Source organism: Paenibacillus sp. R14(2021) (assembly GCF_019431355.1).
Taxonomy (GTDB): Bacteria; Bacillota; Bacilli; order Paenibacillales; family Paenibacillaceae; genus Paenibacillus_Z.
This window is the reverse complement of sequence record NZ_CP080269.1, coordinates 5,048,030-5,060,138: the sequence shown is the minus strand read 5'-3', so window position 1 is coordinate 5,060,138 and position 12,109 is coordinate 5,048,030. Positions and strand designations below refer to the sequence as shown.

Sequence of the window (12,109 nt, the reverse complement as noted above, 5' to 3'; positions counted from 1 at the left end):
ATATAGCATACAAAGGACAAAAAAAACGATCTGTCTCGAGGAGCCGCTGCGCGAGTTATTTGTTTCAAGCGTTGTATGGAGAAAGAATGTTATTCCACGAGGAGAGGGCATATAGGAATCAAGGAACCTGTATAGAATTATTTAGAAATACACACAAAATAAGTATAGGGGAGACACAATGACGACTCGATCCAGGATTTATCAATTGCTTGATAATGAGGAATTACAAGCCATTATTAAAGATGCGCTCGGATCACGAGCATTGATTTCGCGCGTAGAACCTTTAGGCGGCGGGATGTACAATACAACCTATTATGTGGAGACGTTACATCCGATTTCAAAGCTAGTCTTGAGGGTAGCACCCATTCGTCAAGAGCTGCTCTTTGACTTCGAGAAAAAGATGATGGGCGTCGAACCACGTATATATCAACTGATGATGGATCATCAAATTCCTAGTCCCCGCGTAATAAATCATAATGCATCTTTTACTATTATTTCCAGGGAGTATATCATAACGGAATTTATCGAGGGCAGCGTAACATTAAATCATCCGGCGATTCCAGAGGCTGCCAAAGCGAGCTTATGGTTTGAAGTGGGCGGCTTAACGTCAAGACTCCATGCGATAACAGGTGATCGATTTGGATGGCTAACTCGCGATGGAGACATCAACGGCTCGAAAAGCTGGGCGGATGCCTTATTGGGTTATGTGGCAGAAATTACACGTCGAACCTCGAATCACGGCGTTTTTGATGATCATGAGATGAAGAGGTTTGATGAATTATTTGCTTCTCACCGGTCTCTTTTTGAAATTAATGCGAAGCCCGCCTTGGTTCATAATGACTTATGGGGGCCGAATATCCTTGTTAAAGAAATTTCCGGACAATGGACGGTGGCTGCGATTATTGACGCCGATCGTGCAATGTTCGCAGATCCGGAATCTGAATTTTTGTTATGGAACCTTGAATCCAATGCAGTTAAAGGATACGGCAAGGAAATGGACACATCGCCTGAAGGTAACCTGCGACGGCATTTTTATAAGCTCAAGCATAATTTTTTTGATGCGTATGTCCATAAAGTCCAATATGATAATGAGGCAGAGTATTTAAACAATAAAAAGTGGGCATTGGATCGCTTGAGGTTAATCCAGGAGTACCAAGGATAAGTATCCACTCGAGCTGCCTTTACAAAAACAGCAGAAAAGCCCGCTGAATTGTGACCCGTAAGATGGACACTTTGAAAAAAGTGACCCCCTTTCGGGTCATTGCCCCCGTTGTAAAAATCCTCTGTTCCCGTATCGTGAATGCCTAAGGTATCCGACCATTCACTCTTTCAGCCGAGCGTTCAAAAATAGAGAAGGCCTAAGCCGTCCTCTTACCGGGCGTCGCTGCACCAGACCGAGCAGCCTTAACAAGCTGAGGCCTTGATGTCATCCCCTCTAGGTGCTAACAACAAAAAGATACCCACAGACTGAGCACTTTTTTCGAAGTGTCTAGTCTGTGGGTACCCGTTCACAACCTTTTTTCTTTCTTTCCACCATTCTTCAGACGATTAAGCTGCTGCTTCATAGAAATGAGCTAGGTAGGGACAGCCCCCTGCGGCCATGGCATCGTTTAGCCTTGCTCCGATGCTTTGAACGCATCCAGCTGCTTTTGGATTTCGTCCTTCACTTTATCGTAGCCGGCAGCTTTCAGCTTATCGCGCAGCGCTTGGACCGCTTTCTCCGGATCGCCCGCTTTGCCGTACAGAATGGCCGGAAGCTGTTCGCCGACAACCTGCGAGATAGCCGTCATTTCAGGATCCACGCTCGTTTTGTCGAAGACGAATTTGCCATAAGGGAACGGCTTCTTAATGCCGTCGTACTTCTTGTAGATGTCGCCGATGCCGCTCCAGTCGGTATCGGACGGAATTTCGTTTTTGTCGATGCGGCCGCCCCAGAAGTCGGTGTAGAAGCCGTCTTTCGCCTCGTCGTAGCCTGCCGGACGCGTGCGGATGCCGTCTTTAATTTCATATTGCACGCCTTCGAGACCGTAGTTGATCAGGTGGTACAGCTCCGGATCCTGGCGGATCAGGTCATACACCATGAGTGCCCGTTCTGGATGCTTGCTGTGCGCGCCGATGGACGTGCCGCCGTGCGTGATCGGCATGGAGATCAGGTTGCCGCGCGTATCGGAGTAAGAGAACATTTGCAGCTCAGAGCCGGGCTGCTGTTTATCCATTTCAACGCGAAGTCCTTTGAACGTTTGCGTATGGTGCGCGTCCGCGCCGGTCTGGCCTGCCTTCAGCTCCGTACGCGTGTCGCCCTTGTAGTTCAGCACGTCCTCGCGCCAATAGCCGGCATCGCCCCATTGTTTCATCAATTTAGCGAAATCGATGAACTTGTCGTTGAAGATCGGGCTGTCAACGGTGTAGCGCTCGTCGTACGACTTGGCCGTGTAGACGTTTGCATAGCCCGTCGCGATCGGCAGATCGATGTTATCGGTGTACGACGCCTCGAAGCCCCCGTACAGCGTGCCGTTCGTGCCGTTCGTATCCCAAGGCACGACGTCTTTCATATTGTCCTTGACGCCTTGGAAGTATTTGCCCAATGTTTCAAAATCGGTAATCGGCTGCGTGATGCCGAACTGCTTCGCCCAGTCGCCGCGGTAGTAGATGCCGTGGTTAACCCATTGTGTGTAATGGTCTTCCGGAATCATGACGATATCGTCCTTAAATTTACTTTGGTCCCAGTCTTCCTTCGGAATTTCCGCGAACGTCTGCGGCGCGTATTTCTCCAGCAGATCGTTGAGCGGCAGGAATGCGCCGCGCTGCGCGTTGCCCCACGTATCCAGCCAGTCGGTACCGATCGTGATCAGGTCAAGCGGTTCACCGGAGGCAAGCAGCAGATTGTATTTCGTCTGCCAATCCGCCCACTCCACCCATTTGAACTGGAGCTCGGCATTCGCCTTCTGCTTCAGGGTCGTGTTGACCTTCTCCATAACTTTCTCCAGCTGGCCGTTCTTCGGTTTGTCGCCGAGAACGACGTACGTGATCGTTTCAAAATCGCTCGTATCGATTTTGCCGTCATCCTTCGCGCCGTTATCTGCAGCTTTGTTGCCGCCGTTGCCTGCATTGGCACTTTTGCCATTGTCCGCGGTATTGCCATTGCCGTTATTGCCCGAACCGCATGCTGCCAGACTGATTACAAGGATGAGCATGAATATTGTCACTGCCATTCGTTTCATGTGTCCCATTCTTTGTAGCCTCCCCATGATTAAATGTCTTTGATAAGCTCCGCTCCGAACGGCATTCGTTCCTATGCGGTTATGGTAAGAGGGAGATTAGGCTCCCCCATTTACCCAAGCTGGGTAACATTCCTAATGCAGGCATGCAGCCGGAGAACAATCAGCCTTTTACCGCGCCGACCGTGATCCCTTGAATAAAATACCGCTGCACGAACGGATAGAACAGAATAACCGGCCCGGTCGCGACGACAGCTGTCGCCATCTTCATGGACTCAAGGGGCATGTCGCGCAGCGGTACATTAGAGGCGGCCGACGAATTGCGAATGAAATCCGCGCTCGTAATGACGTTGTACAGGAACAGCTGCAGCGGCCGGTATTTCATATCCGGAGAGAGGAACAGCATAGCGTTGTACCATTCGTTCCAATACCCCAGCGCGATGAACAAGCCGATTGTCGCGAGCGCAGGCGTCGTCATGGGAAGAATGAGACGGAGGAAGATCGTAAAGTCGCCTGCGCCGTCGATTTTGGCGGACTCCGTAATGGCATGCGGAATCGATTTCGTAAAACTCTTCATCATGATGATGAGAAACGGGCTCATCAGGCCTGGCAGCAGCACAGCCAGATAGCTGTCATGCAGCTTCAAATATTGGTTGATAAGCAGATAGAACGGTACAATACCGCCGGAGAAGAGCGTTGTGAAATAGATGAAGAACGAGATGCCGTTGCGCTGAGCGAAATCCGGACGCTGGAGCGCATAGCCCGTCATGGCAACAAGGAACAGTCCCGCAGCCGTGCCGACGACCGTAATCAGAATCGTCACCATGTACGAACCGACGATCAGGCCAGGATTCTCGAAAACAATTTTGTACGCGAAGGTCGAGAATTCGCGCGGCCAAATATTGAATCCGTGCTTAGTGATGGAGCCTTCCGAAGTAAAGGAAGTACCGAGCACGAGCAGGAACGGAACGAGACAGCAGATGGCGAACAGGCCGATGAAAACGTAGCCAAAACCTCTTACAGCCAGGGATGTCGCATCGCTTCGGATGCGCTTGCGCACAACTTCCATGGGAGACCCTCCTAGAATAATGAATTGTCCGGCGATGTTTTCTTCACCAGCCAGTTTGCCGTGATGACGACGATGAAGCCGAACACCGACTGGTACAAGCTCACCGCGCTGCCCATGGAGAAGTTGAAGTTGTTCATGAGCGAACGAAATACGTAGGTTTCGATGATATCCGTCGTTGCGTAGAGCGAGGTGTTGTTCGCGCCGACGAGGTTGTAGAAGAGGCCGAAATTGCCGCGCAGCACGCCGCCGAGCGAGAAGAGCAGCAGGATAATGAAGGTCGGCTTGAGCCACGGCAGCACAATGTAGAGGATGCGCTGCAGCGCGTTGGCACCATCGATCTCCGACGCTTCCACGACCTCGGAATCAAGGCCCATGATTGCCGCGAAATAAACGATGGAGCCGTAGCCTGTCGACTGCCACAGGAAGGTAATGATAATGATAAGCGGCCACACATGCGGATTGGAGTAGGTTTTGACGGGATCGGCGCCGAGCGATTTCAGGATGCTGTTCAGCAGACCGTAATCGAAGCTCAGGATGTTGTAGGCAATGAGGCCGATGATGACGAATGAAATAAAGAACGGCAGGAACATGATCGTCTGGCTCAGCTTCTTAAACCATTTCTTGCGCAGCTCGTTCAGCATGATCGCAACGAAGATTTGCAGGAAATTGCCAAGTACGATGAAAGCCACGTTGTATGCGATCGTGTTGAACGTCAGCCGCCACAGATCGCCCGTCATGACGAGGAAACGGAAGTTATCAAAGCCGATGAAAGGGCTTTTGAAGATACCGTCCGTATAGTTGTATTTAATGAAGGCCAAATACAAGCCAGGCATCGGCAGATAGGCGAATACCGCGAAGAACAGTATGGCGGGTACGCACATCAGCATCAGCGTTTTATTGTTCCAGAACCGTCTGAGACCGGAAGAGGAGACTTGCGCTTGCGCCTTCGTCTTCGTTTGCGTTCTTGCTTGTGTCATTGTTCTCATGTCTGATTCTCCTTCTATTCAGAATGACGCTGCTGCGCTCGTACGCCAACCGGCGTAAACGACAGCGCTTCCAGGCGCGACGCCTCCCCCGCTTCCACGGCTTCGAGCAGAATGGCGAGTCGATTGTCCTTCTCTCCCATCCAAGGCCCAGGCAAATAGAACGAAGCTTGGTCGCCGCCGCTCAGGACCGGCCTTGTCTTGCCTCCCGCCGTCCATAGGCGGCCGACGATCGTGCCGCCAAACAGCACCGTCAGCTTCATATTGGTGCCGGAGACTTGTACGCGCCAGCCTTGGGCGGGTTCGCCTTCGCCGCCGTTCTCTGCGTCTGGCAGGTCCCCGAACAACCATGCGATTTCGCCGGCTTCCATCGTATGCGGCAATGCCGCGGATACTGCGGATGAGCGGCTGCGCTGCGCATGCCGCAGCAATCCGCTTTCCTCGCATCCGGATAAGCGCCATGCTTCAGCCGCGTTCCCCTCATAGAGCAGCACATCGCCTGAAGGAAGTCCGAGCACCCGCTCCAGGAAGACTACGATCTGAATCTCTTCACCCGGAGTTACATAAGGCGTAATATCCATATAAGGGTCAAACGGATGCACCGTACCTGCCGCCTGCCCATTCACGAAGAGCCGGGCGATTGCCTGTATGCCTTTGAAATGAAGGACGAATACATTCGCCGAAGCGCTTGCCTGAACGGACTTGCGGTAATATTCGAAAGCTGGATGATCCGGTGACAACCAGCCGCCAAAGCCCGTAATCGCCCATGTCTTGTCATCGAATTCCGGTGCCAGGTACTGCGGCTGCAGCTCCCTCGAATGAACGCGCAGCATGCGCCAATTGGAGGTCAGTCGATGCTGTTTCGTAACGGCCGTAAGGCCGGTCAAGCCTTTCATTGCATGGAGGCGCAGTCCCGGTAGACGGGCATCGTCGAAGTTGGTATGCCCCCAGATCTCGACTCTAGCCGTCAGCTTGCTGCTCGAGCTTGCATCGACATCGGGTATAAACCGGGACCCGCCGCCGGGCGTATACGTGCCGGCATATGCGGCATCCGCATAGAGCGAGACCGTGTCGCTTCCCTGATGAATGAGCAGCCCATGCACCGTCTGCCCCGCGGGCACATGATTGTTCGCCTCATACCAAGCATAGCCGCGGTAGATGCCGTTTCGTTCCAGATAATCAGCACCGTCGACCAATTCTTCTGAGGCTGCCGCCATCGACTCCGTCGGGTCGAGCGCAGTCGCGGACCAGCTCACGTTGACATCGTGCGGCTCCGTGTCGTAGCTGATTTCCTGCCCAATCGTCCATTCGCCGTTCTCGCCGATATCCTCGAGCAGCAAGGCATCGCAGCGTGCCATCCCCAGCAGAATGAGCTGATGACCGTCTGCCAGCTCCAAGCGGCAGCTTGCAGGCGCGCCTTGCGAGGCTTGGAAACTGACGAGCAGCTGCGCGCTTCCTTCTTGATCTCCCTGCTCTTGCACGGTCATGCCTGCCACTGTCGCCGCGGCCGTCAGCTGCGGCAGCGTCAAGGCGATTTCACCTGCATATTCGGCGTGGAATACCAGCACTGTGCGATCGGCGCTTGCCCGTACATCGGACAGCTCGGCGGTCGCGTAGCGCAGTGTGCCTTCCAAGCCCCACGTCTGCAGCGGTACGTTGACCGGCAGCATGTCGCACCGCCCTGGGATGCTTCGCAGCTCCGACGCCTGCGGGAATGAGAGGCTATTCTCGCGAAGCTGAAGCTGCACCGCTTCCTCCTCGCTGCCCACATTCGCTAGGAAGAGGAGTTGTCCGCCGTCCTTCAGCTGCAGCCTGCGCTGCAAGAGCGTACCCTGTTCCCTTGGCTGCAATCTCGATAAAGCGCTTACATATTCAACGGCCGATGCACTCTCCGCCTCAGCCAAGGAGCCTCCGTAAGCCTTCATCACCCGGCGCAGGAGCCGGCCTTCATACGCTTCCTTGCGAACATGCCCTACGGAAGAGACCATACCGTGAAAATCATAATCCGACGTCATGTAAGCCAGTGGATCACCCCAGTTATTCGTACCGTTCGTGAACCCGAAGTTGGTGCCGGATACTTGCAAATACGGGCCGAGCAGCTTCGCGCCGCAGGAGAGGAGCCGGCGAAGCAGAAAATGCGAACGGTTCGTTTCCGTGACCATCAGCGGAATATCGTCTGCTGCGAGCCGTTCCTGATAGGCGGCTGCTTTGGCTTCGAATTGCGGGTCGCGGTCATTGGGGTAGAAGTTGCAGGTCGGCACGACGCCTTCCACGAGTCCGGATGCTTCGTAGAGCCCGCCTTGGCCGGCGCAGGCGATCAGCGGCATTTCGATTCCGCGTTCAAGCGCCAAGTCCCTCAAAGCGGCGATATAGCCCTTGGGATCGCGACAATCGTAGAAATCAAGCTCGTTCTCGAGCTGCAGGCAGATGACCGTGCCGCCTCGCTGAAGCTCGTATTTAGCCAGCAGCGGAAGAATCCGATCATACCAGGACGCGACCGCTTCTATGTAAGCCGGCTGCGTACTGCGAATTTCCAAATCCGGCTTGGCGAACAGATAAGCGGGAAGTCCGCCTCCGTCCCATTCGGAGCAAATATATGGACCAGGTCTGGCTACAATCCAGAGGCCGGCTTCAGCAGCCATCTGGAGGAATGCTTCCGCATCCCGCTCGCCGGTGAAATCCCAGCTGCCTTCTTCAAGCTCATGGTAGTTCCAAGGAAAATAGACGTCGATGGCGTTATAGCCGAAGGCTTTGACTTGTTCCATCCGTTCACGCCATAAGGCGCGGGGAATGCGAAAGTAGAAAAGCGATGCGCAGAGGATAAGTTCGGCTTGCCCGCCGATGCGGAGAGAGGTTGACGTAAGCTGCAGCGGCATATTGATTTTCGTTTCCATGTTCATGCAAGACATCCTCCCAGTATGTATTGGTGAAGGTAATCCTGAATCCGGAATTTTATGAAACCCATTTCATAAATACGAAAAAATAAAAATACACTACAACGATGCGGATTAAGATGAGGTTCGTAAACTTCTTCATTCCGTTTGTGCGCGTGTATTTTGAACATCCCTATTGCTTAGTGAAACCCATTTCATAAAGCCCTAAAAATAAAATCCCGTTAGCCAAGGATTATCTTGATTTGAAGTTTACTCGTAAAATGATAGCGCTGTCAAGATGGGCCGGAGAAATTGTTTTCACCGGCTTATGTCCGTGCCGGAGACGCCGTGCTTTCGCGTATAACCAGCTCGGGCTGCAGCGTTGTCAGTTCTGGCACGCGCCCGGATTTGGTAATAAGCCCATGCAGCACGTTCGCAGCCGTACGCCCAAGCTCCAAGCATTTCAGCGACAATGTCGTCAGCTCCGGAATGACATTGGCTGCAAGCGGCACGTCGTCGATACCGATGACGGACAGCTCCTCAGGCACGCGGATGCCGGATTTGAACGCCGCTTTGATAACTCCGATCGCGGTCAGATCGTTCGCGCATACGACGGCCGTCGGCCTCGTGCCTTCCTTGGCGAGCAGCTCGTTCATCATGCGCTTGCCCTTCTCCACCGAGAATCCGCCGGTAATGACCCAATCCTCCCGAACCGGAACGCCTGCACGCTCCATCGCGCTGCGGAAGCCATCGATGCGCTTGACGGTGTTCGACATGTGAATGTAGCCGCCGATGAAGGCGATATCGCGGTGCCCGAGACCAAGCAGATGATTGGTCACTTTGGTTCCGCCTTCGACCTCGTCGATGATGACGCGGTGGAATTTGGCGCCTGGCAGATTGCCGTTGATGAGCACAACAGGCACACGCTTGCTGACTTCAGCCACTTCCTTGGCCATTTCACGACTGCAATGCTGCAAATCGATCCGGCCGCCAATGACAATGATGCCGTCAACCTGCTTCTCCAGCAGGATGTTGAAATACTGCGACTCGCGTCTGTACTGCTCCTTGCTGTCCTGATTGGACGATCCGGTGTCGCACAGAAAGAACGTATAGCCCTTGTTGCGGGCCTCCTGCTCCAGCCCGGCGAGCACCTCGGGAAAGAAGGGATTTGTAATATCCGGCAAAATAATGCCGATCATGCCGGTTACCTTCTTGATCAAACTGCGGGCGAGCGCGTTCGGCTGAAACTGGTGCTTGTTGATCAGATTCTGGATGCGTTCACGGGTCGCCGGCTTCACGGGCGCCGTATTGTTCAGCACGCGGGAAACCGTTGCAACCGAAACGCCTGCTTCCTTAGCAATGTCGTATACAGTAACCGTTTTCAAAATGGCTTCACCTTCTAGCTCGTTTTCTGCCCATGCTGACAGTTTTTACTAGCATAGCAGAGTTATTTCTCCCTTGTAAATGGCACGACTGCAAAAACAAATAGGACTATGTCCCAGAGCAGTCAGCTCCATTCGACATAGTCCGACAAATTCCAATCCCGCAATTTCCAGTAATTTTCACAAAATCCGTACCGCATTACAGCTGCGGAATACGGCTTCGGCAGTGCCTCGCGGCGTCAAATCCGGTCCTTCGCCGGGCTGGCTGCTGCCGACGTCGACAGCCACGATAATCGCGCCTCGTGCCAGCGCTTCGCGGCATGGCTCGAAATCGCCGCTCCCTAAGCCGAGATCATGAAGCGCACTGCTCACGCCGTTGTCATCGTCCAGAAATACACTAGCCGCGATGAGCGAATTACCCGGATAAGCCATCCCCCCGGTGAAGCCGCCCGCCATGTTAATGCCCGGTGTTGCGGCTAAAGGGGCCATCACGCGAATGTCATCCGTGCCGTGCTCGTCCATAGCTGAGCGCGTATCCTGCAGATCCTGCAGCTCGTCTGCGTGCACGTTCGTTTCCGTTTCAATCCGGCGCGAATGCTCCCTGTCCTTCGCGATTACCTTTATTTCCGTACGGGTGAATCCTGCCTGCTCCAGTGCCTCGATCGCTTGGATGGCTTCATTTTGCGTATTGAAAATGGCAGCTTGACAGCTCATTGTTCTTCGCCTCTTCATTCATTGGTTTAGGTTTGGTATACCCTGTTTAACGTGGATTCAATCGGATACAATAGAACATATTTCTAGCTTTCTCCCCGCTGTTTCATCCCCATACGGCAGGGGTAATCAACTCATAACAAAGCAGTTAAATATGGTACAGGAGCGTCGAGATGATGAAACAAAATGATAAACTTACCGTCCGAACCGAGAACCAAGCAGGGAAATGCGTCGTTTTTGTCGGCGGCGAGCTTGATTTGGAGTCCGCTGTGCAGATGCGCGCGGTCATGTCGCCGCTCATTGAACTGACCGACCGCGAGCTGGTCCTTAATCTTCGCGAGCTGCGCTACGTGGACAGCACGGGCATCGGCATTCTGGTCAGCGTCTTGAAAGCGCGCCATGCAAAGGATGCGCCTTTCTCCGTAGAAGCCGTGCCGCCGCATATTCGAAAGCTGTTCGACATGACGGGCATTACGCCGTTCCTTCTTAAACAAGCCTAATCCGCCGCCAGCCGGCGAATGCAGAAAGGACAGACAATCATGAACTTATCCGAGGATGTAATCACATTACAAGTGCCTGCGTCTGCTGAATATATCGATTTGGTGCGCTTGACCCTCTACGGACTCGCGGTCAAAATGGGCTTCTCGTACGAAGAAATCGAAGACATGAAGGTTGCCGTATCGGAAGCGTGCAACAATGCCGTGCTGTACGCCTACGGCGACTTGAACGCCGGCGAAGCCGCGCAGGCGCCGAGTCCCGCGCCGCGGATCGAGGTTCGCTTGGTGAAGAGGGACGATGCCCTCTCCATCATCGTAAAGGATGAGGGGCGGAGCTTCGATGCCTCTGCGGCGGCTCGCAGGGCGCATCCGGTGAACGGCAAGTCGGTCGACGAGCTGCAAGCGGGGGGACTAGGTCTTTATTTGATGCAGGCATTGATGGACGATGTCGAAGTGAACAGCGATATGGGAACGGAAGTGGTCCTGACCAAGCGACTTGTTAAGAGCGGTGAAATGTGATGAACCCGCAGCCGGCCAAGCAACCCGCAATTACCGGCGCTGAACTCATACTCGCTTATCAGAATCGTCCATCCAATGAAATCGCAGAACAACTGATCGAGCATTATGAGCCTATGGTGCGCATGGCTGCCGGTAAAATATCCCGCAACCGCCCCGATTTGTACGAGGATCTCATGCAGGTCGGCCAAATCGCCCTTCTCCGTCTGTTCAGTCAATTCGACAGCTCGCTTGGGGTGCAGTTTGAACCCTATGCTATGAAGAGCATTATCGGCCATATGAAAAATTACTTGCGCGATAAATCCTGGTACGTCCAGGTCCCGCGCCGGATCAAAGAAAAAGGGATCGCCGTTCAGCAAGCAATCGACGAGCTGACCGTGAAGCTGGAGCGCTCGCCCAAGATCGAGGAAATCGCAGCGCACATGTCGCTTTGTGTCGAAGAAACAACGGAAATTTTGGCGGGGCGTGATCTCTACCACTACGTCTCGCTCGACACACCGATTTCGGACGATGACAATGCGACCTCTCTCGGCGATCTGCTGGGCTCGCCCGCGGACGATTTCGACCATGTCGATAGACGCCTTGATCTGCAGGCCGCCATGTCGAAGCTGAAGCCGCAGGAGCAGCAGGTCTTGACGCTGGCTTACTCTGAAGGCCTGCCGCAGCGGCATATCGCCGACCAGCTCGGAATATCGCAGATGAGTATTTCCCGCATACAGCGGCGCGCCATCGATAAGCTGAAGGAGCTGCTCGGCAATCAAGAGGAGTAACACCCAGGAAAGCAGGCGAGTGCTGGTCAATCCAGCGCTTGCCTGCTTTTGCCTGTAACGAGTCATGCGAGGGGCATTGGATAAAATTGT

Annotated in this window: 10 protein-coding genes; 4 read left to right on the top strand and 6 right to left on the bottom strand. The window is 53.7% G+C overall.

The window, feature by feature from the left end:
• Positions 1 to 178 precede the first annotated feature (178 nt).
• Positions 179 to 1,162 (top strand): aminoglycoside phosphotransferase family protein, encoded by a 984-nt coding sequence (locus tag KXU80_RS23445; protein ID WP_219835537.1) that lies wholly within the window; start codon positions 179 to 181, stop codon positions 1,160 to 1,162.
• A 448-nt stretch (positions 1,163 to 1,610) separates the two neighbouring features.
• Here the strand turns inward: KXU80_RS23445 and KXU80_RS23440 are convergent, their stop codons facing one another.
• The 6 genes from KXU80_RS23440 to KXU80_RS23415 form a co-directional block, all read right to left on the bottom strand.
• Positions 1,611 to 3,230 (bottom strand): ABC transporter substrate-binding protein, encoded by a 1,620-nt coding sequence (locus KXU80_RS23440; protein ID WP_219835536.1) that lies wholly within the window; start codon positions 3,228 to 3,230, stop codon positions 1,611 to 1,613.
• 151 nt (positions 3,231 to 3,381) lie between these two features.
• The gene (locus tag KXU80_RS23435) at positions 3,382 to 4,287 is read right to left on the bottom strand and encodes a carbohydrate ABC transporter permease (RefSeq protein WP_219835535.1); all 906 of its coding nucleotides are present in this window, start codon (positions 4,285 to 4,287) and stop codon (positions 3,382 to 3,384) included.
• Positions 4,288 to 4,298: 11 nt separating this feature from the next.
• Positions 4,299 to 5,174, bottom strand: coding sequence for an ABC transporter permease (locus KXU80_RS23430; protein ID WP_258171491.1), 876 nt, complete (start codon positions 5,172 to 5,174; stop codon positions 4,299 to 4,301).
• 113 nt (positions 5,175 to 5,287) lie between these two features.
• A complete protein-coding gene (locus KXU80_RS23425) occupies positions 5,288 to 8,170 on the bottom strand; it encodes a beta-galactosidase (RefSeq protein WP_219835534.1) in 2,883 nt (960 codons plus the stop codon).
• A 299-nt stretch (positions 8,171 to 8,469) separates the two neighbouring features.
• The gene (locus tag KXU80_RS23420; protein WP_219835533.1) at positions 8,470 to 9,528 is read right to left on the bottom strand and encodes a LacI family DNA-binding transcriptional regulator; all 1,059 of its coding nucleotides are present in this window, start codon (positions 9,526 to 9,528) and stop codon (positions 8,470 to 8,472) included.
• Between the two features lie 177 nt (positions 9,529 to 9,705).
• The gene (locus tag KXU80_RS23415) at positions 9,706 to 10,239 is read right to left on the bottom strand and encodes a general stress protein (RefSeq protein WP_219835532.1); all 534 of its coding nucleotides are present in this window, start codon (positions 10,237 to 10,239) and stop codon (positions 9,706 to 9,708) included.
• Positions 10,240 to 10,412: 173 nt separating this feature from the next.
• Here KXU80_RS23415 and KXU80_RS23410 point away from each other — a divergent pair, with 173 nt between their 5' ends.
• Genes KXU80_RS23410 through KXU80_RS23400 form a run of 3 tightly spaced genes read left to right on the top strand, consistent with a single transcriptional unit; the run spans position 10,413 to position 12,019 of the window.
• Entirely contained in the window at positions 10,413 to 10,736 is a 324-nt protein-coding gene (locus tag KXU80_RS23410) for an STAS domain-containing protein (RefSeq protein ID WP_374987802.1), read from the top strand.
• Between the two features lie 39 nt (positions 10,737 to 10,775).
• A complete protein-coding gene (gene rsbW / locus KXU80_RS23405; RefSeq protein WP_219835530.1) occupies positions 10,776 to 11,252 on the top strand; it encodes an anti-sigma B factor RsbW in 477 nt (158 codons plus the stop codon).
• The gene (locus KXU80_RS23400; protein WP_219839201.1) at positions 11,252 to 12,019 is read left to right on the top strand and encodes a sigma-70 family RNA polymerase sigma factor; all 768 of its coding nucleotides are present in this window, start codon (positions 11,252 to 11,254) and stop codon (positions 12,017 to 12,019) included. The genes rsbW and KXU80_RS23400 overlap by 1 nt, the downstream gene beginning before the upstream one ends.
• Positions 12,020 to 12,109 lie beyond the last annotated feature (90 nt).